The sequence below is a fragment of the Leclercia adecarboxylata genome, from assembly GCF_035787115.1.
Lineage (GTDB): Bacteria > Pseudomonadota > Gammaproteobacteria > Enterobacterales > Enterobacteriaceae > Enterobacter > Enterobacter adecarboxylatus_E.
The window spans coordinates 1-19539 of the sequence record NZ_JALKTL010000004.1 but is presented as its reverse complement, the minus strand read 5'-3'; the positions used below and the strand labels follow the sequence as shown (position 1 = coordinate 19539).

The window sequence follows — 19539 nt, the reverse complement described above, 5'->3', positions numbered from 1 at the left end:
TGTGTACGTGTCGCGCCAGCGACCTAACGTTTCTACCCCAGGCGAGAGACAATGTTTGATAATTTAACCGATCGTTTGTCGCGCACGCTGCGCAACATCAGCGGCCGTGGACGCCTTACTGAAGACAATATTAAAGAGACGCTGCGCGAAGTGCGTATGGCGCTGCTCGAAGCAGACGTCGCGCTGCCTGTCGTCCGTGATTTCATCAACCGTGTAAAAGAGAAAGCGGTTGGACATGAAGTAAACAAGAGCCTGACCCCGGGTCAGGAGTTCGTCAAAATCGTCCGTAACGAACTGGTTGCGGCGATGGGCGAAGAGAACCAGAGCCTGAACCTGGCAGCACAACCGCCAGCGGTAGTGCTGATGGCAGGTTTGCAGGGTGCGGGTAAAACCACCAGCGTCGGTAAGCTGGGTAAATTCCTGCGCGAAAAGCACAAGAAAAAAGTGCTGGTCGTCTCTGCTGACGTTTACCGCCCTGCGGCGATCAAACAGCTGGAAACGCTGGCCGAACAGGTTGGCGTGGAGTTCTTCCCGTCCGATGTAGGACAGAAACCGATCGATATCGTTAACGCGGCACTGAAAGAGGCGAAGCTGAAGTTCTTCGACGTGCTGCTGGTGGATACCGCCGGTCGTCTGCACGTTGACGAAGCGATGATGGACGAGATCAAACAGGTGCATGCCGCGATTAATCCGGTAGAAACCCTGTTTGTGGTCGATGCCATGACCGGTCAGGATGCGGCCAATACTGCGAAAGCGTTTAATGAAGCGCTGCCGTTAACCGGCGTGGTGCTGACCAAAGTGGACGGCGATGCCCGCGGCGGTGCGGCGCTCTCTATTCGTCATATCACCGGCAAGCCGATCAAGTTCCTCGGCGTCGGCGAAAAGACCGAGGCGCTGGAGCCGTTCCACCCGGATCGTATTGCCTCCCGAATCCTCGGCATGGGCGACGTGCTGTCGCTGATCGAAGATATCGAGAGCAAAGTTGACCGGGCACAGGCCGAGAAGCTGGCGTCCAAGCTCAAAAAAGGCGACGGTTTCGATCTGACCGACTTCCTGGAGCAGCTGCGCCAGATGAAAAACATGGGCGGTATGGCGAGCCTGATGGGTAAGCTGCCGGGCATGGGACAAATTCCGGATAACGTAAAATCCCAGATGGACGACAAGGTTCTGGTGCGTATGGAGGCGATCATCAACTCCATGACGCTGAAAGAGCGTGCGAAGCCGGAAATCATTAAAGGCTCCCGGAAACGCCGTATCGCGGCGGGTTGTGGGATGCAGGTCCAGGACGTTAACCGCCTTCTGAAGCAGTTCGATGACATGCAGCGCATGATGAAGAAGATGAAGAAGGGCGGTATGGCGAAGATGATGCGCGGGATGAAAGGCATGATGCCACCAGGATTCCCTGGTAGATAATATCGGGCTACCTCATTTGCCATTTTGACGCCGGGGTGTGCTCGCTATCCTCACGTACGAGAAGTACGCTCCGGTAGCTGCGCGCACGCCGACGCCAAACTGGCTGCACCGGTTATGCCCTGGCCTTGTGCAGTAAAAAACAGATGCTGATTGCATTTTCCCCAGAAATCAGTAAAATTTTCGGGCTTTTAATATGACACCGGGCTCCTTCCCTCGATGGGGCCCGGTGTTTTATTCACACAAGAGGATGTTATGGTAACTATTCGTTTAGCACGTCACGGCGCGAAAAAGCGTCCGTTCTACCAGGTTGTTGTTACTGACAGCCGTAATGCACGCAACGGTCGCTTCATCGAGCGCGTTGGTTTCTTCAACCCACTGGCCGCTGGCGCAGAAGAAGAAACCCGTCTGGATCTGGATCGTATCGCTCACTGGGTTGGCCAGGGCGCTACCGTTTCCGATCGCGTTGCTACGCTGATCAAAGCAGCAAACAAAGCAGCTTAATCTGTCACGGTGGTCATGATGAGCAAAAAAGCACCTGTTGAACCGATTGTATTGGGCAAAATGGGTTCTTGCTACGGTATCCGTGGTTGGCTCAGAGTGTTTTCCTCCACCGAAGACGCCGAAAGCATTTTTGACTATCAGCCCTGGTTTATCCAGAAGGCCGGTAAGTGGGAAGAGGTCGAGCTGGAAAGCTGGCGTCACCACAATCAGGACATCATCATCAAGCTGAAAGGCGTTGACGATCGTGATGCCGCGAATGCGCTGACTAATTGTGAAATTGTCGTCGATTCGTCGCAGTTGCCACAGCTGGAAGAGGGCGACTATTACTGGAAAGACCTTATGGGTTGCCAGGTGGTCACTACTGAAGGTTACGGTCTGGGCAAAGTCATCGATATGATGGAAACCGGATCCAATGACGTTCTCGTCATTAAGGCAAACCTGAAAGATGCGTTTGGTATCAAGGAGCGGCTGGTTCCGTTCCTCGATGGGCAGGTTATCAAGAAAGTCGATCTCGCTACTCGTACTATCGAAGTAGATTGGGATCCTGGTTTTTAAATTCTCCTGAAAACGGTAAAAGACGGCGCTATGTGGATTGGCATAATTAGCCTGTTTCCTGAAATGTTCCGCGCGATTACCGATTACGGGGTAACTGGCCGGGCAGTAAAAAATGGCCTGCTGAGCATCGAGAGCTGGAGTCCACGTGACTTCACGCACGACCGGCACCGTACCGTGGACGATCGTCCTTACGGCGGCGGACCGGGGATGCTCATGATGGTACAACCCTTACGGGATGCCATCGCAGCAGCAAAAGCCGCGGCAGGTGAAGGCGCAAAGGTGATTTATCTGTCACCTCAGGGACGCAAGCTTGATCAAGCGGGCGTCAGCGAACTGGCGACGAATCAAAAGCTGATTCTGGTCTGTGGTCGCTACGAAGGGATAGATGAGCGCGTAATTCAAACCGAGATTGACGAAGAATGGTCTATCGGCGATTACGTTCTCAGCGGTGGTGAGTTACCCGCAATGACGCTGATTGACTCCGTCGCCCGGTTTGTTCCGGGGGTACTGGGCCATGAAGCCTCCGCAACGGAAGATTCCTTTGCTGACGGATTGCTGGACTGTCCACACTATACCCGTCCTGAAGTGTTAGAAGGGATGGAAGTCCCGGCAGTGTTACTGTCCGGCAACCATGCCGAGATACGTCGCTGGCGTCTGAAGCAGTCGCTGGGCCGTACCTGGCTTAGAAGACCTGAACTTCTGGAAAACCTGGCTCTGACTGAAGAGCAAGCAAAGTTGCTGGCCGAGTTCAAAACTGAACACGTGCACCAGCAGCAGAAACATGATGGGATGGCCTGAGGCCCCCGAATATCAGTTTACCCAGGATAAGAGATTAAATTATGAGCAACATTATTAAGCAACTTGAACAAGAGCAGATGAAGCAGGACGTACCTTCCTTCCGTCCGGGTGATACCGTGGAAGTGAAAGTATGGGTTGTTGAAGGTTCCAAAAAACGTCTGCAGGCATTTGAGGGCGTGGTTATCGCTATCCGTAACCGCGGTCTGCACTCTGCATTCACTGTTCGTAAAATTTCCAACGGCGAAGGCGTTGAGCGTGTCTTCCAGACTCACTCTCCGGTAGTTGACAGCATTGCTGTTAAACGTCGTGGTGCTGTACGTAAAGCTAAACTGTACTACCTGCGTGAGCGTACTGGTAAGTCTGCTCGTATTAAAGAGCGTCTGAACTAAGATTCGCTTAAGCGACATCCTGTAAAAAGGGCTGGCCGAAAGGCCGGCCCTTTTTTTATCTCTATGTGCGCTGCACGTTAACTTATTCGTCATAAATCGTTTACAATGCCCCTGCTTTAACGGAGGGTAAGTGACGACTAAACAGCATCAGACACAATGGCAACGTATCGCGGCAGGTCTCGCGTTATTTGCGATCCTGATGATTGTGTTTGCGCCGCTCGTCTCTGTCTCGTTGCAAAAAGATCCCATGAGCGTAATGCCCGGCATGCACCATGAGATGAATATGATGACAGAGCACCCTACCCCGTCCGAAAGTATGCCGGTCGACCATGCTGAAGCCTGCGGCTATTGTGTCTTGTTGGCTCACGTGCCGGGCGTAATGCTGGCGCTGGTGATGCTACTCTGCGCCGTGTTGCTCAGACAGCGACTGACGCCGCCGCGTCCTGCCGTCCGCTACTGGCACTTTTCCCCCTGGCTCTGTCCCGATACCCGCGCGCCGCCGCGCCTGTCTGCTTAACCCATATAAAACGTGCATCTTTTGATGTACCGATAACTTCTACCTTAAAAAGGGAAAGCATGACTACCTGCACTTCACGCGCAGCATGGGGTAACCTGCTGCGTCGTCTTCACTTCTATGTTGGTCTGTTTGTCGGACCGTTTATCTTTATCGCTGCGCTCTCCGGCACGCTGTATGTCGCCACTCCGCAGCTGGAAAACGCGCTGTATCACCATGCGCTGTTCAGCGAGACGCAGGGCACGGCGCGTCCCCTTGCTGAGCAAATTGCGGTCGCGGAAAAGGTCACTGGCGGAGAGCTGCGGTTGCACGCCGTTCGTCCGGGCCTGTCGGCGGGGGAAACCACCCGGGTGATGTATGCCGATCCGACGCTGGATGCTTCAGAAAACCGCGCAATATTTATCGATCCGGTCAGTCTGGACGTGCGCGGCGATATGACGGTTTACGGCACCAGCGGTATTCTGCCGTTGCGCCAGAAAATCGATTATCTGCACCGGTCGTTGATGTTGGGTGATATGGGGCGCCTTTACAGCGAATTGGCTGCCTCGTGGATGTGGATCGCCGCACTGGGGGGCGTTGCGCTGTGGTTCTATACCCGACCAAAACGACGCATCAACAACCGCTTTCAGAACCGCCGTCGGCTGCACGTAACGCTGGGCTGGAGTCTGCTGGTGGGTATGCTGCTGTTTTCCGCTACCGGTCTCACCTGGTCCCAGTGGGCGGGGGGTAATGTGGATAAACTGCGGGCAGAGATGAACTGGCTCACGCCACAGGTAAACACGCAGTTGCATGGCCCGGCGCAAGCAGCCGATCCGCATGCCGATCACCATAGCCATCACATGACCATGCCAATGCCGCAGATGAAGCCCGATCCGGCATTGTACGACGGCGTGTTAAAGGCGGCTAATGCGGCAGGTATCGACGCCACGAAACTGGAGATACGTCCGGCGAAAAATGGTGCTCAGGCATGGACGGTGACGGAGATCGATCGCAGCTGGCCTACGCAGGTTGATGCAGTGGCCGTTGACCCCGCCAGCCTGCAGGTTATCGACCAGACCCGTTTTACGGATTATCCCCTGATGGCCAAACTGACCCGCTGGGGGGTGGATTTCCATATGGGCGTGCTGTTTGGTCTGCCGAACCAGCTGGTGCTGATCGCCTTTGGCCTTGCGCTGTGTGTGATGATTGTCTGGGGCTACCGGATGTGGTGGATGCGCAGACCCCGCCAGACGGCAACCGATCCCGCGCAGACCCTGTATCAGAGCTGGCTGGCGTTACCGCTGTGGGGACGCGTTGTATCGTTCACTATCGCCGTGTTACTGGGGCTGGCGATGCCCGTCATGGGATGCAGCCTGGCGCTGTTCGTCGTGATTGACTGGTTGCGCTGGCGGGCGGCATCAAAAGTATCTCTTGCCGAAACGGTGAAGTAATGACTCAGGGCGTGCTGATCACCACCGCAACGCGGCGGTTCTCGGCACGCCCCTGAGCGGTTTTATTGTCCGCAATCGGGTACTGCTTACCTAATCCCTGGGTCGTCAGATTGCTGCGTGGAATGCTGGCGCCCTGCGCCCAGACATCGGCGACCACATTAGCCCGTTTCAGCGATAAGTCTTTGTTGTAGTTCTCTTCGCCATAGTTATCGGTATGTCCGTCCATTCGCGCGTGTTTCAGGCCCGCAGCGGCAAGACGTGATGCCATGCTTTTAACCTGCTGTTCGCTTTCCGGTTGCAGCTGATATTTGTTTTTACCAAACAGGATCTTCGCAGAGAGGCCAAGCGACCAGTCGCCGTTGGTCTCGTTAAAGCCGTAAGATTTCATGGCAGCGATCTGTTCCGCGCTAAATTTGCCTTGTGGCGTCTGGCATCCCGTCAGCAGCATTGATGCCATCAAAAGCGGTGCAACGTATCGCCTTAACATAATGTGTTCCTTTTACGCAGTTGTTTTTGAACGCTGGTGTTTAACCAGATACATATTCCGGTCAGCTTGCTCCAGTAACGCTTCAACGGAGTGATGTTCCCAGCTAAGCGCGAAGCCAATGCTGAGCGACAGCCTTGAGGTGTGTCCATTGTGCAGATCGTATGACGGGCTGAACTGTTGCGTCAGGGCGGCACAGAGGCGCAGGACCTCATATTCCGAATGGACGCCATAGAGGATCATGGCGAACTCATCGCCACCAAGGCGATAGGACTGATGGCGCTCGCCGCCAAACTCGACCATGCGGCGGGCCACTTCAATCAGCACACGGTCACCCGCGGCGTGCCCCCAGGTATCGTTAATCAGCTTAAAATCATTTCCATCCAGGAAGAGCAGGGCGGAGTTAGTCCGTGCTGAAGAGTCGCTCATCAGCGCCGTGATGCTGGTACGAAAAGCGGCCCGGTTTGCCAGACCGGTGAGCGGGTCGTGCATGGCGGTGCGCAGCAGCTGGGCATTTTTTGCCTGTAGCTTTAGCTGCCACTCTTCCATTTCATCCAGCAGGCTATTGAAGTCCTGACCGAAGCGATGAAATTCATCGATGCGCTCCTCGGATACCCGGCGTGAGAAGTTACGGTTTGAGCGCACGTCATGTACCACCTCGGCTATGTTTTGCAGGGCGGTGACAACACCATTATGCAGGGTACGGGTGATGGTTAATGCCACCATAGAGGCGAAGAGGATGCATCCGGTTAACACCGCCAGAGAGGTCCAGAGAAAGTGACTGATCAGGCTGTCGCGCGCGGTAAGGTGTAACTCACCAATCGGCAGGTTATTGTGCCAGACGCGCTGCCTGATGGGTTGGGGGAATAACCACTGGCTGACCAGCTGACTCAGGGGATCGGCCCGATCGTTCGGCCCCATTGACCATGCGGCAAAACGATTATCGTAGCGGTCCAGCAATATCGCTGAGGAGAACTGCCCCTGTTTGCCAAGTGTGGCCAGCGCTTCGTTGGCGGCGGCGGTATCATGAAACACCAGCGTCGCTTCCAGGCTGCGGCTCACTGTGGCGCTGGTTAATTCAAAGTTTCGTTGCGCGTACTGTTTCAGTGTTACCACCGAAGCAATACACAATAATAACCAGATAAGCGTCATTGTAATGAGGACGCTAATTATACTGATGCGCCTGAGCGTTCTTTTGAATGTTGGACGCGGCGCTGATGTAAATTCCTTATTCATGCTTCGTATTCCGTGCAAGCATTAACACATCAGGATTGACCCGGACTCCGCTACGCGACAGCACATCCAGATTGACGGAAAATCTTACGCTGGCGTTGTCTATTATCAGGCAGAAAGCACTCCCTGTAAGACATTGTGGATTTTGCTCCGCAATTAATAGTAACGGTCTGGAATTAAACGCTGTGCTTAATTCAAGCTGGGCGGTGGGGGACTCACTGCCAAAATAGAGTGCGTTGCATCCCGCACTCAGGGCTTCCCGATCGCTATGAATAATAACGGGAGTATAAGGCAGCGCGTCCGGACCATTGGCACTGAGCGCCTCAACGTAGCTTGAGGAGGCGAAAATGCACAGGGTTGGCTGGCCAGAGAGTGTGGGCCAGCGGGTGTAACTGACAATCCCGGAGACAATGGATCGTACCGATTTATCGGTTCTGGATAATGTTCCGCCAATGGCGTGCCCGCAGGATATTAGCAGCATCAGTACCAGGGCCGCCCGGTACCAGGAAATAAGAAAATAGTTACCCACCAGAATCCGCCATACCACTCTGGAAATATTTGCCCTTGAGTTTCGCCGCAAGAATACCATTTTTTATCCGGGCAGTCATTATGGCGAAATAATATTCAGGGACTTAAGTAAAATCTTGCGTTCTTAATTTACAGAAACAGTGTTAGCGGTATTAATTTAAACGGATGGCTTTTGTTCCTTCGTCCATACCCTGTTGCCAGGCGGTACGCAGCGCAGTGACGTTATTGGCGGTATCACAACTGGCGGGGAATATTCGACCGGCTAATCCCCAGGCATAAACAAAGTTTTCCTGGCATATTTTCTCTTGCCCCTCTTTATATCCGCTGAGATAGGCAGAGCGGTCTACTTTGGGGTCGTTAAAGTTAGCGGCAAGGGTTTCACTGGATTTTACGGCCACGCCATTCATCGCGTCTTCTTTCCCGGCATCATACCAGTCGGTTCCCGTCCAGGTAGGTTGATGAGTATAAGGATCAATCTGGCAGGCAGTTAACAGTAGGCACAAAAGCGGGGTAACGGTCAGGCGCATAAGAGATTCTCCTTTTTCCATTGAGCATAGCCTGGCGTTAAGAACCTATGCTGTAATTTTTACGTTACATCATAATCGAATGTTTTTTGCTTTAAAGTGGGTGTTGTAAAGTATTATTTACGTATTTTGGATTGAAATCTTTACTTGTTATGATATCGTTGGGCTTCCTCAGTGAGGAAACCACTATCGCAAACGAGCTTCCAGGATCGCCATCATGCAAAAAGACGCGCTGAATAACGTACATATTACTGATGAACATGTTTTGATCACGCCGGATCAACTGAAAGCGGAGTTCCCGCTGAGCGTTGAGCAAGAGGCGCAAATCGCGCGCTCTCGCCAGACCATTTCCGACATTATTGCCGGGCGCGATCCGCGTCTGCTGGTGGTATGTGGTCCATGCTCTATTCACGATCCCGAAGCGGCCATCGAATATGCGCATCGTTTTAAAGCCCTGGCCGAGGAGGTCAGCGATAGCCTCTACCTGGTCATGCGCGTCTATTTTGAAAAACCTCGTACCACCGTTGGCTGGAAAGGGTTAATTAACGATCCGCACATGGATGGCTCGTTTGATGTGGAAGCCGGTCTGAAGATTGCGCGTAATCTTCTGGTGGAGTTGGTTAACATGGGGCTGCCGCTGGCAACAGAAGCGCTGGATCCAAACAGCCCGCAATACCTGGGCGATCTGTTTAGCTGGTCAGCAATCGGCGCGCGTACTACCGAGTCGCAGACGCACCGCGAAATGGCATCTGGCCTCTCTATGCCGGTCGGTTTCAAAAACGGTACCGACGGCAGTCTGGCGACAGCCATCAACGCCATGCGCGCCGCTGCCATGCCGCACCGTTTTGTCGGTATCAACCAGGCCGGCCAGGTTTGCCTGCTGCAGACCCAGGGCAACCCGGACGGACACGTTATCCTGCGCGGGGGCAAAGCGCCTAACTACAGCCCGGCAGATGTCACCCAGTGCGAAAAAGAGATGGAACAGGCAGGACTGCGCCCGGCGCTGATGGTAGATTGCAGTCATGGTAATTCCAATAAAGATTACCGTCGTCAGCCTGCGGTGGCGGAATCCGTCGTCGCGCAGATTAAAGATGGCAACCGTTCGATTATTGGCCTGATGATTGAAAGCCACATCCATGAAGGTAATCAGTCATCTGAGCAGCCACGTAGCGCCATGAAATACGGGGTATCCGTGACTGATGCCTGCATCAGCTGGGAGACCACCGATGCGCTGCTGCGCGAGATCCACAAAGATTTGAACGGCCAGCTGGCGACGCGTCTGGCTTAAGAGGTTAGTTATGGTTGCTGAATTGACCGCCCTGCGCGATCAAATTGACGAGGTAGACAAGGCGCTGCTGGATTTACTGGCGCGCCGCATGGCGCTGGTTGCCGAGGTGGGTGAAGTCAAAAGTAAATACGGCTTGCCAATTTATGTGCCGGAACGCGAAGCCTCTATGCTGACGTCCCGGCGCAAAGAGGCCCAGGCGCTGGGCGTCTCGCCGGATTTGATAGAAGATGTGCTGCGCCGTGTGATGCGTGAGTCATACTCCAGCGAAAACGACAAGGGATTTAAAACCCTCTGTCCGACATTGCGACCGGTAGTGATCGTTGGTGGCGGCGGACAGATGGGCCATCTCTTTGAGAAGATGCTCACGCTTTCCGGCTACCAGGTGCGCATCCTTGAAAAAGAGGACTGGGCCCAGGCGGAGGCGATGGTTGCCGATGCGGGTATGGTTATCGTCAGCGTTCCGATTCACATCACCGAAGAGATTATCGCCAGACTGCCGCCGTTGCCGGCAGACTGTATTCTGGTCGATCTGGCCTCGGTTAAAAATGGTCCACTGCAGGCGATGCTGGCCGCGCATGACGGCCCGGTGCTGGGACTGCACCCGATGTTCGGCCCGGATAGTGGCAGCCTGGCGAAACAGGTTGTGGTCTATTGCGATGGACGTCAGCCAGAAGCCTACCAGTGGTTCCTGGAGCAAATTCAGGTGTGGGGCGCGCGGCTGCATCGTATCAGTGCCGTCGAACATGACCAGAATATGGCCTTTATCCAGGCGCTGCGTCACTTCGCGACCTTCGCGTATGGTCTGCATCTGGCGGAAGAGAACGTACAGCTTGAGCAACTTCTCTCGCTGTCATCACCTATCTATCGCCTGGAGCTGGCGATGGTGGGGCGGCTGTTTGCTCAGGATCCGCAGCTGTATGCGGACATCATTATGTCCTCGGGCAATAATCTGGCGCTGATCAAACGTTACTACCAGCGTTTTGGTGAGGCGATCACCCTGCTGGAACAGGGCGATAAGCAGGCCTTTATCGACAGCTTCCGTAAGGTCGAGCACTGGTTTGGCGACTATGCCCAGCGCTTCCAGAGCGAGAGCCGTATTCTGCTGCGACAGGCGAATGACAGTCGCCAGTAATCTGATGATGTATATACTGAAAGCCAGCACTGCTGGCTTTTTTCATTTTGGGGATTTGTCATGGCTGAACCACACGTTCTGTTTGATTACACGGGGCATTTACCAGAGTGCCCGACCTGGAGCGAAGCAGAAAGCGCCCTCTACTGGGCGGATATTCTGGAAGGCGAGATCCACCGCTACCATTTGCCGACAGGTGACCACAGCGTTCTGTCTTTCCATGAAGAGGTGGGCTGCTTTGCCCTGCGCGAAGGAGGGGGCTTTATTGTCGCCATGCGTAACGCCATCTGGCTGGCGGACAAGCACGGTCTGCTGCAGCGAAAAGTTTGTGATAACCCGTCGAACCCTCAGCTGGCGCGCTTTAATGACGGAGGAACCGATCACTTTGGTCGCTTTTATGCGGGCACATTCTGGGCGCCGGGAGACTACAATGGCGCCTTGCTGATGCGGATCGATAATGACCTGACGCCGGAAGTGATCCAGTGTGATATTCACGGTCATAACGGTCTGGCATTTAGCGATGACAAGCGCTGGATGTACACATCCGACACGCCTAATGCGGTTATCTATCGAACGCCGCTGGATGAGCAGGGCGAGCCGGGTAAGCGGGAGGTCTTTCGTCGGTTCAAACCGGGGGAGGGGATCCCGGACGGCGCGGCGGTGGATGTGGAAGGCTGTTACTGGAGCGCGCTCTTTGACGGCTGGCGGATCGCGCGTTTCTCACCGCAGGGCGAACAGCTGGAAGAGTACCGGTTACCGGTGCGTTACCCGACCATGGTCTGCTTCGGTGGCGATGATATGCAAACGCTGTTTATCACCACCACCCGTGAGAATATGGACCCGCAGGATGTGGCGGCATACCCTCTTTCCGGCGCCATTTTCACCCTGCCCGTCAGTGTGGCAGGAGTGAAAAAGGGACCATTTATTACGCGTTAAGCCGGATCAACCGGCACCACGTTTTCGCTCGGATAGCAGCCAAGCACTTTCATTGAGCGGGTAATTTCACCCAGTTCGCGCAGGGCTTTCTGCAGGGATGCAGATTCGAGGTTGGCCTGAATATCGAGATAGAACATCTCTTCCCACGGGTTGCCATGAATAGGGCGTGATTCCAGTTTAGTCATGATCAGGTTGTGATTGCGCAATACCAGCAGGGCTTCTACCAGCGCACCGGCCTGCTGGCCCGTCGCCATCAAAAGAGTCGTTTTCGCCGGAACCTGATCGGAAACATTGATCGCTTTACGCGCCAGGACGATAAAACGGGTGATGTTTTGCGTCTGGTTCGCCAGGTTACGCTCCAGCACCTGCAATCCATACAGCGCGCCGCCTGCTTCGCTCCCCAGTGCGGCAACGGTGGGGGAGTTTGCCTGTGCGACTTTTTCCATTGCTGCTGATGTGCTTTCGGTATATTCAATTTTCCAGCCTGGATAGCGGTTCAGGAACTGGCTGCACTGCTGGAAAGGTTGCGGGTGGCTGTATACCGTCTCGATTTTGCTGAGATCGGTGGAGCCGGAAACCAGCACGCAGTGGTCGATAGGGATCGTCAGCTCGCCAACCAGCGACAACGTGGTGTGCTGGAGCAGATCGTAAACGTCGTTAATTGCCCCGGAACTGGTGTTCTCAATCGGCACAACGGCGTAATCCGCTTGCCCGGTTTCCACCTGATTGAAAATATCGGCGAACTTCGCGCAACCGCTCTCAATAAACTCTTCGAAATGACGGGCTGCATACTGACGCGCGGCAAGATGAGAATAGGAACCTTTAGGGCCCAGGAAGGCGATACGTGCCGAATGCGGATTGGTTTTATTCAGATGCTGCTGCAACAAGGCCTGCTGCGTGAGGACGGAATCTTCAATAATCAGCTGAAACAGGCGGGTGATGTAATGCGCATCCAGATGGTGAGTTTTACCGAGGTTGATCAGGCGTTCCAGCAGGTCGCGTTCACGATCGATATCGCGTACCGGACGATGCGATGCCAGCTTCGCTTTTCCTACCTCGACGGCAAGTGCGCGGCGCTCAGCCAGCAGCGAAAGCAATTTTTCATCCAGAGAGCTGATCTTATCTCGCAGATCCAGTAACGGGTTTTCCGATGTCATAGCGTTGCCTTTGTCATTTATCGTTATCAATAAAAAAGGCCCCCCGGTGTGGGAGGCCTTATTGTTCGTCTTCGCATTCTTTATCACACGACGAAACGCCTCCCAATCAGGGGAAGGTAAAAAAGAATGCGAAGAAAAACGGCTTAACGGTCATGGATGGTTCCTCAGAAAGACAGACTTAAAGTACCCGTACTGTTTTCACCCTGTCAATAAAAAACGCGCCCGAAGGCGCGTTGGCGATAGACTCAATGTAAAGGATTACTCATCTTCAACTTCTTCTGCGAAGCTGGCGTCTTTCACCGATGTTGTGGCGCGACGGGCTTCACCTTTGTGTTGCACTTTATTGAGCTGCCGTTCCAGCTTGTTAATCAAATCGTTGATAGCGGTGTACATATCCTCGTGTTTCGCGCTGGCGACCAGATGGCCGTTTGGAGTATTGATAGTTGCGTCAGCGATGAAACCCTGTGGCTCCTTAGAGAGAATGATATGCGGATTAATCAGGTGTGTTTGCCATTTATCCAGTTTGGCGAGACGGTCTGCGACGTGCTGGCGAATTGCCGGAGTAATTTCCATTTGTTTACTGGTAATGTTCATTGTCATAAATTTTACCTCTTGTCTTTCCCGTCTTGGTGATTCCAGCATACCGTTCTGAATGTCAAAATGTGTGATGTAAATCACATTTTAATGTCACTTTTTGTCAACGGATTCTTTTTGTGAGGCAGGACAGGAACAGGTAAGATTTACCTTGTCGAAGAAAGAAATTGCGGCCATAGTTGATAGGATTCGTGCGAGCTAAACCGCTTCAGCGCAGTATGAAAATGAATAAAAAAACGGCAGCCACTGGGCTGCCGTTTTGCATTTTTCGATAGTGATCAGGAGCTGCTGCTGTTGGCAGCAATGATTTTCGCCACTTTTTCAGCCTGTGACGTCATCTGCAGCTGACGATAGGCGTTTTCCATCAGTTTCAGGCCATCACGTGTTGCCTGCGTATCCGGATAATCACGCAGCATGCCTTCGACACGGTTCACAACGGCAACGTAGGCACCACGGCGGGTATAATATTCCGCTACGGAGTATTCATATTTCGCCAGACGGTCTTTCAGGAAAACCAGTCGTTTACTGGCATCCGTAACGTACTGGCTGTTCGGATAGCCGCGGACCAGTTTGGAGAAGTCATTGAACGCATCACGGGCATGCTGAGGATCACGGTCGGAACGATCAACCCCAAAGAAGCCCTGCAGCGCGCTGTCATCCAGAGCCATGTTGGTCAGGCCGCGCATATACATTACGTAGTCAATATTAGGATGGGTCGGATTCAGACGCATGAAGCGATCTATGGTCGCCTGGGCCAGTGGCAGATCGGCATTTTTATAGTAGGCGTAGATCAGATCCAACTGTACCTGCTGGGAATACGGGCCAAATGGATAGCGATTATCCAGCGCTTCCAGTTGCGTTATCGCCTGTTTCCAGTTACCGTCCTGCAGCTTTTGCTGAGCAGTCGCATAGATTTCATTCGGCGGATTGTCAGGGACCTGTTCATTCGAACCGGAGCAGCCTACCAAAGCCAGGCTCAACGTGGCCGCTGCCACCAGATATTTCATGCGCGTCATGACGTTTTGACTTTCCTCAAATGTTTGTCCGGGAGAATCTCTTTCCTGCTCCCGATTAAGACCAGCTACAATAGCACACTATATTAAACGGCAAAGCCGTAAAACCCAACGTTAAACGAAGAAGCAGTCTATGGCACAACGAGTAGAACTCACCGCAACAGTCTCCGAAAAACAGCTCGGACAACGCTTAGATCAGGCTTTGGCCGAAATGTTCCCTGATTATTCGCGTTCACGCATAAAAGAATGGATTCTTGACCAGCGCGTGCTGGTAAATGGCAAGATCTGGGACAAGCCAAAAGAGAAAGTGTTGGGTGGGGAAGTGGTCGCCATCAATGCTGACATCGAAGAAGAAGTCCGTTTTGAACCTCAGGATATTCCACTGAATATCGTCTACGAAGATGACGACATCCTGGTCATTAATAAGCCGCGCGATCTTGTTGTTCACCCAGGGGCAGGTAACCCGGACGGCACAGTGCTTAACGCGCTGCTGCACTACTATCCCCCTATCGTGGACGTACCGCGTGCCGGTATCGTTCACCGTCTGGATAAAGACACCACCGGCCTGATGGTCGTTGCAAAGACCATTCCGGCGCAAACGCGTCTGGTGGAGTCCTTGCAGCTGCGTGAAATCACCCGTGAGTACGAAGCGGTTGCCATCGGTCATATGACTTCGGGCGGGACGGTAGAACAACCTATCAGCCGCCATCCGACCAAGCGTACCCATATGTCTGTTCATCCAATGGGTAAACCGGCCGTCACGCACTACCGCATCATGGAACATTTCCGCATTCACACGCGTCTGCGTCTGCGTCTGGAAACGGGCCGTACTCACCAGATTCGTGTCCATATGTCGCATATCACTCATCCGCTGGTGGGCGATCAGCTATACGGTGGCCGTCCGCGTCCGCCGAAAGGGGCTTCCGAAGAGTTTATCGCCATGCTGCGTAAATTCGATCGTCAGGCGCTGCATGCGACTATGCTGCGTCTCTACCATCCGATTACCGGCATTGAGATGGAATGGCATGCGCCAATCCCGCAGGATATGGTGGATCTTATCGACGCCATGCGTGCCGATTTCGAAGAACATAAGGATGACGTGGACTGGTTATGACCAAACTGATTGTCCCGGAGTGGCCTGCGCCAGATGGCGTGGCGGCCTGCAGTTCTACCCGTATCGGGGGAGTAAGTAAGGGAGCCTGGGAATCATTAAACCTGGGCGCTCACTGTGGCGATGATCTTGATCACGTTGAAGAGAATCGCCAGCGCATGTTTGCGGCAGGTCAACTGCCGTCAAAACCGGTCTGGCTTGAGCAGGTACATGGTACCGCTGTACTCCGTCTCACCGGAGAGTCGTACGCCTCGAAACGTGCAGATGCTTCTTACAGCAATACTCCGGGCACGGTTTGCGCCGTCATGACCGCCGACTGCCTGCCGGTGCTTTTCTGCAACCGTGCAGGTACAGAAGTAGCCGCCGCTCACGCCGGCTGGCGCGGCTTATGCGCTGGTGTTCTGGAAGAGACCGTCGCCTGCTTTGCTGACAGTCCGGATAACATCCTCGCCTGGCTTGGCCCGGCCATTGGGCCGCGAGCCTTTGAGGTGGGCCCGGAGGTGCGCGACGCTTTTATGGCGCATGAACCACAGGCAAAGAGCGCTTTTCAGCCGGCAGGGGATAAATACATGGCGGACATCTATCAGCTTGCCCGCCAGCGCCTGACACGTGTTGGTATTAGCCAGATCTACGGCGGCGATCGCTGCACCTTCACCGAAACAGGTGATTTCTTTTCCTATCGTCGCGACAAGACGACTGGACGTATGGCAAGTTTCATCTGGCTGATATAACCTATAGAATCAAGACGATCCGGCACGCGCCGTTTTCTTTTCGCATAATTCAGGTCATTCACCTTGAATAATTGAGGGATGACCTCATTTAATCTCCAGTAGCAATTTTGACCTGTTATGGGAGGAGTTATGCGTCTGGATCGTCTTACTAATAAATTCCAGCTTGCTCTCGCCGATGCCCAGTCTCTCGCACTGGGGCACGACAATCAGTTTATCGAACCTCTTCATTTAATGAGCGCCTTACTGAATCAGGAAGGGGGTTCGGTACGTCCTTTATTAACCTCTGCCGGCATTAATGCAGGCCAGTTACGCACTGCCATCGATCAGGCGCTGAGCCGCTTGCCGCAGGTAGAGGGCACAGGCGGCGATGTACAGCCGTCTCAGGATCTGGTGCGCGTACTGAATCTGTGCGACAAGCTGGCGCAGAAACGCGGCGATAACTTTATTTCGTCAGAACTTTTTGTTCTGGCGGCGCTTGAATCACGTGGCACCTTGACCGACCTGCTGAAAACGGCAGGCGCAACCACTGCCAACGTGACGCAGGCGATTGCACAGATGCGCGGAGGTGAGAGCGTGAACGATCAGGGTGCCGAAGACCAGCGTCAGGCATTGAAGAAATATACCGTCGATCTGACCGAGCGTGCTGAACAGGGCAAGCTTGATCCGGTAATCGGCCGTGACGAAGAGATCCGCCGTACGATTCAGGTTCTGCAGCGCCGCACCAAAAATAACCCTGTCCTGATCGGTGAGCCGGGTGTGGGTAAAACCGCCATTGTGGAAGGGCTGGCCCAGCGTATCGTCAATGGTGAAGTGCCTGAAGGTTTAAAAGGCCGCCGCGTACTTGCACTGGATATGGGCGCGCTGGTGGCGGGTGCGAAATACCGGGGTGAATTTGAAGAACGCTTAAAAGGCGTGCTGAACGATCTGGCGAAGCAGGAAGGCAACGTCATTCTGTTCATTGATGAATTGCACACCATGGTTGGAGCAGGCAAAGCCGATGGCGCCATGGATGCCGGGAACATGCTGAAGCCAGCACTTGCACGCGGTGAGCTGCACTGCGTCGGGGCCACCACGCTTGATGAATATCGTCAGTACATCGAAAAGGATGCAGCGCTTGAACGTCGCTTCCAGAAAGTGTTTGTGGCTGAGCCGTCAGTAGAAGATACCATCGCTATCCTGCGTGGCCTGAAAGAACGCTATGAGCTGCACCACCATGTGCAGATCACCGACCCGGCCATCGTGGCGGCTGCGACCTTGTCGCATCGTTATATTGCTGATCGACAGTTGCCTGACAAAGCGATCGACCTTATTGACGAAGCGGCTTCCAGTATTCGTATGCAGATTGACTCTAAGCCAGAAGAGCTGGACCGACTTGATCGCCGCATCATTCAGCTCAAGTTAGAGCAGCAGGCGCTGAAGAAAGAGTCTGATGACGCGAGTAAAAAGCGTCTGGATATGCTTAATGAAGAGCTGGAAGATAAAGAGCGTCAATATTCTGGTTTAGAAGAGGAGTGGAAAGCGGAAAAAGCCTCCCTCTCTGGCACCCAGACGATCAAAGCCGAGCTGGAGCAGGCGAAGATTGCTATTGAGCAGGCGCGTCGCGTGGGCGATCTGGCGCAAATGTCTGAGCTGCAGTACGGCAAAATTCCGGAACTGGAAAAACAGCTGGCGGCTGCAACCCAGGCTGAAGGCAAGTCCATGCGTCTGTTACGTAATAAAGTGACGGATGCAGAAATTGCAGAGGTACTGGCGCGCTGGACCGGGATCCCGGTAGCCAGAATGATGGAGAGCGAGCGCGACAAATTACTGCGTATGGAGGAAGACCTTCATCATCGCGTGATTGGTCAGGATGAAGCGGTTGAAGCAGTATCGAACGCCATTCGCCGTAGCCGTGCAGGTTTGTCCGATCCGAATCGTCCTATTGGCTCCTTCCTGTTCCTGGGGCCGACCGGTGTCGGTAAAACGGAGCTATGTAAGGCGCTGGCGAACTTCATGTTCGACAGTGATGATGCGATGGTGCGTATCGACATGTCCGAGTTTATGGAAAAACACTCGGTATCGCGCCTTGTGGGTGCGCCTCCAGGATATGTCGGTTATGAGGAGGGCGGATATCTGACAGAAGCAGTACGCCGTCGTCCATACTCCGTTATTCTGCTGGACGAAGTTGAAAAAGCTCATCCGGATGTTTTCAACATCCTGTTGCAGGTCCTGGATGATGGTCGCCTCACTGACGGACAGGGCAGAACGGTCGATTTCCGTAATACGGTGGTCATTATGACTTCGAACCTGGGCTCCGATCTGATTCAGGAACGTTTTGGTGAACTGGATTACAGCCATATGAAGGATCTGGTGATGGGTGTGGTCAGCCACAGCTTCCGCCCTGAGTTCATCAACCGTATCGATGAAGTGGTAGTTTTCCATCCACTGGGTGAAAAACACATCGCTTCTATTGCCCGTATTCAACTGCAGCGTTTGTATAAGCGTCTGGAAGAGCGTGGATACGAACTGCATATTGCGGACGACGCACTGCAGTTGCTGAGCGCAAATGGATACGATCCGGTATATGGAGCACGACCTTTAAAACGTGCCATCCAGCAGCAGATCGAGAACCCGCTGGCGCAGCAAATCCTTTCAGGGAAACTGCTTCCGGGCAAAATGATACAGCTGGTCAAGAAAGACGATCAGATTGTAGCAGTGCAGTAAGTCACAAAACGGCAAAAACGAGTCCCCTGGGACTCGTTTTTGTTTAAAAACCAGGCAACAATGGCGGTTCTGGGGTGGTTTTGATTGAAAAGTAAGCGGTCGGAAAATAAATTTCACTTTATACTTGCCAGTCCGGATTAACCGCCTATAATGCGCCACCACTGACACGGAACAACGGCAAACAAGCCGCCGGGTCAGCGGGGTTCGGTAAGAACCTCACGGAGAAAAGCGAAAATAATCGCTTGACTCTGAGGCGGGAAAGCGTAATATGCACACCCCGCGCCGCAGCGAAAAAGCGAAGCGGCACTGCTCTTTAACAATTTATCAGACAATCTGTGTGGGCACTCAAAGTGACATGGATTCTTAATGTCCTCGGACAATAAATGAATACCAAGTCTCAAAGAGTGAACACGTAATTCATTACGAAGTTTAATTCTACGAGCATCAAACTTAAATTGAAGAGTTTGATCATGGCTCAGATTGAACGCTGGCGGCAGGCCTAACACAT

22 protein-coding genes and 1 other annotated feature are annotated in these 19539 nt (G+C 53.5%); of the genes, 13 read left to right on the top strand and 9 right to left on the bottom strand.

Annotated elements, in window-relative coordinates:
• The first annotated feature begins 51 nt into the window (after nucleotides 1–51).
• From ffh to MXM41_RS13925, 7 genes are all read left to right on the top strand, one after another.
• Nucleotides 52–1413: a signal recognition particle protein gene (ffh, locus tag MXM41_RS13955; protein ID WP_325932596.1), complete on the top strand. Its 1362-nt coding sequence runs from the start codon at nucleotides 52–54 to the stop codon at nucleotides 1411–1413.
• 252 nt (nucleotides 1414–1665) lie between these two features.
• On the top strand, nucleotides 1666–1914 hold the full coding sequence (gene rpsP / locus MXM41_RS13950) for a 30S ribosomal protein S16 (protein WP_003863133.1): 249 nt from the start codon (nucleotides 1666–1668) through the stop codon (nucleotides 1912–1914).
• Nucleotides 1915–1929: 15 nt separating this feature from the next.
• Nucleotides 1930–2469, top strand: coding sequence for a ribosome maturation factor RimM (gene rimM / locus MXM41_RS13945; RefSeq protein ID WP_301564410.1), 540 nt, complete (start codon nucleotides 1930–1932; stop codon nucleotides 2467–2469).
• A gap of 30 nt (nucleotides 2470–2499) precedes the next feature.
• Nucleotides 2500–3267: a tRNA (guanosine(37)-N1)-methyltransferase TrmD gene (trmD, locus tag MXM41_RS13940; protein WP_325932595.1), complete on the top strand. Its 768-nt coding sequence runs from the start codon at nucleotides 2500–2502 to the stop codon at nucleotides 3265–3267.
• A 41-nt stretch (nucleotides 3268–3308) separates the two neighbouring features.
• The gene (gene rplS / locus MXM41_RS13935; RefSeq protein ID WP_002914145.1) at nucleotides 3309–3656 is read left to right on the top strand and encodes a 50S ribosomal protein L19; all 348 of its coding nucleotides are present in this window, start codon (nucleotides 3309–3311) and stop codon (nucleotides 3654–3656) included.
• Nucleotides 3657–3855: 199 nt separating this feature from the next.
• The gene (locus MXM41_RS13930; RefSeq protein WP_418936791.1) at nucleotides 3856–4173 is read left to right on the top strand and encodes a DUF2946 domain-containing protein; all 318 of its coding nucleotides are present in this window, start codon (nucleotides 3856–3858) and stop codon (nucleotides 4171–4173) included.
• Between the two features lie 59 nt (nucleotides 4174–4232).
• Complete coding sequence (locus MXM41_RS13925; RefSeq protein ID WP_325932593.1) at nucleotides 4233–5600, top strand: PepSY-associated TM helix domain-containing protein; 1368 nt, start codon at nucleotides 4233–4235, stop codon at nucleotides 5598–5600.
• A gap of 4 nt (nucleotides 5601–5604) precedes the next feature.
• On the opposite strand, the gene MXM41_RS13920 is transcribed toward MXM41_RS13925, so the two are convergent.
• The 4 genes from MXM41_RS13920 to MXM41_RS13905 form a co-directional block, all read right to left on the bottom strand.
• Nucleotides 5605–6087 carry an OmpA family protein gene (locus MXM41_RS13920; RefSeq protein ID WP_325932592.1) on the bottom strand — a complete coding sequence of 161 codons (483 nt, stop codon included), beginning with the start codon at nucleotides 6085–6087 and terminating at the stop codon, nucleotides 5605–5607.
• Between the two features lie 12 nt (nucleotides 6088–6099).
• Complete coding sequence (dgcN, locus tag MXM41_RS13915) at nucleotides 6100–7320, bottom strand: diguanylate cyclase DgcN (protein WP_325932591.1); 1221 nt, start codon at nucleotides 7318–7320, stop codon at nucleotides 6100–6102.
• Nucleotides 7313–7798 carry a YfiR family protein gene (locus MXM41_RS13910; RefSeq protein WP_325932974.1) on the bottom strand — a complete coding sequence of 162 codons (486 nt, stop codon included), beginning with the start codon at nucleotides 7796–7798 and terminating at the stop codon, nucleotides 7313–7315. The genes dgcN and MXM41_RS13910 overlap by 8 nt, the downstream gene beginning before the upstream one ends.
• A 199-nt stretch (nucleotides 7799–7997) precedes the next feature.
• Nucleotides 7998–8372, bottom strand: coding sequence for a DUF2799 domain-containing protein (locus MXM41_RS13905; RefSeq protein WP_325932973.1), 375 nt, complete (start codon nucleotides 8370–8372; stop codon nucleotides 7998–8000).
• A 214-nt stretch (nucleotides 8373–8586) separates the two neighbouring features.
• On the opposite strand from MXM41_RS13905, the gene aroF reads away from it, so the two are divergent.
• From aroF to MXM41_RS13890, 3 genes are read left to right on the top strand one after another with little or no spacing between them, the layout of a single operon-like run.
• A complete protein-coding gene (gene aroF, locus MXM41_RS13900) occupies nucleotides 8587–9657 on the top strand; it encodes a 3-deoxy-7-phosphoheptulonate synthase AroF (protein ID WP_325932590.1) in 1071 nt (356 codons plus the stop codon).
• 10 nt (nucleotides 9658–9667) lie between these two features.
• Nucleotides 9668–10789: a bifunctional chorismate mutase/prephenate dehydrogenase gene (gene tyrA / locus MXM41_RS13895; RefSeq protein ID WP_325932589.1), complete on the top strand. Its 1122-nt coding sequence runs from the start codon at nucleotides 9668–9670 to the stop codon at nucleotides 10787–10789.
• Nucleotides 10790–10849: 60 nt separating this feature from the next.
• Nucleotides 10850–11722 (top strand): SMP-30/gluconolactonase/LRE family protein, encoded by an 873-nt coding sequence (locus tag MXM41_RS13890; protein ID WP_325932588.1) that lies wholly within the window; start codon nucleotides 10850–10852, stop codon nucleotides 11720–11722.
• On the opposite strand, the gene pheA is transcribed toward MXM41_RS13890, so the two are convergent.
• The 4 genes from pheA to bamD form a co-directional block, all read right to left on the bottom strand.
• Complete coding sequence (gene pheA, locus MXM41_RS13885; RefSeq protein WP_325932586.1) at nucleotides 11719–12879, bottom strand: bifunctional chorismate mutase/prephenate dehydratase; 1161 nt, start codon at nucleotides 12877–12879, stop codon at nucleotides 11719–11721. The two genes, MXM41_RS13890 and pheA, sit on opposite strands and share 4 nt — an antisense overlap.
• A 29-nt stretch (nucleotides 12880–12908) precedes the next feature.
• Nucleotides 12909–13034 (bottom strand) — a sequence feature (Phe leader region).
• Nucleotides 12986–13033: a hypothetical protein gene (locus MXM41_RS13880; protein WP_193767862.1), complete on the bottom strand. Its 48-nt coding sequence runs from the start codon at nucleotides 13031–13033 to the stop codon at nucleotides 12986–12988. Its footprint overlaps the feature before it by 48 nt.
• A gap of 103 nt (nucleotides 13035–13137) precedes the next feature.
• The gene (gene raiA, locus MXM41_RS13875; RefSeq protein WP_032613238.1) at nucleotides 13138–13479 is read right to left on the bottom strand and encodes a ribosome-associated translation inhibitor RaiA; all 342 of its coding nucleotides are present in this window, start codon (nucleotides 13477–13479) and stop codon (nucleotides 13138–13140) included.
• Between the two features lie 272 nt (nucleotides 13480–13751).
• On the bottom strand, nucleotides 13752–14489 hold the full coding sequence (gene bamD / locus MXM41_RS13870; protein ID WP_250585323.1) for an outer membrane protein assembly factor BamD: 738 nt from the start codon (nucleotides 14487–14489) through the stop codon (nucleotides 13752–13754).
• 130 nt (nucleotides 14490–14619) lie between these two features.
• Here bamD and rluD point away from each other — a divergent pair, with 130 nt between their 5' ends.
• From rluD to clpB, 3 genes are all read left to right on the top strand, one after another.
• Nucleotides 14620–15600 (top strand): 23S rRNA pseudouridine(1911/1915/1917) synthase RluD, encoded by a 981-nt coding sequence (gene rluD, locus MXM41_RS13865; RefSeq protein WP_325932584.1) that lies wholly within the window; start codon nucleotides 14620–14622, stop codon nucleotides 15598–15600.
• On the top strand, nucleotides 15597–16328 hold the full coding sequence (gene yfiH / locus MXM41_RS13860) for a purine nucleoside phosphorylase YfiH (protein WP_325932583.1): 732 nt from the start codon (nucleotides 15597–15599) through the stop codon (nucleotides 16326–16328). Before rluD ends, yfiH begins: the two co-directional genes overlap by 4 nt.
• 129 nt (nucleotides 16329–16457) lie before the next feature.
• Nucleotides 16458–19031 carry an ATP-dependent chaperone ClpB gene (gene clpB / locus MXM41_RS13855; RefSeq protein WP_325932582.1) on the top strand — a complete coding sequence of 858 codons (2574 nt, stop codon included), beginning with the start codon at nucleotides 16458–16460 and terminating at the stop codon, nucleotides 19029–19031.
• A 194-nt stretch (nucleotides 19032–19225) separates the two neighbouring features.
• Here the strand turns inward: clpB and MXM41_RS13850 are convergent.
• The coding region (locus MXM41_RS13850) for a hypothetical protein (RefSeq protein ID WP_325932581.1) at nucleotides 19226–19539 on the bottom strand (314 nt) is incomplete at its 5' end.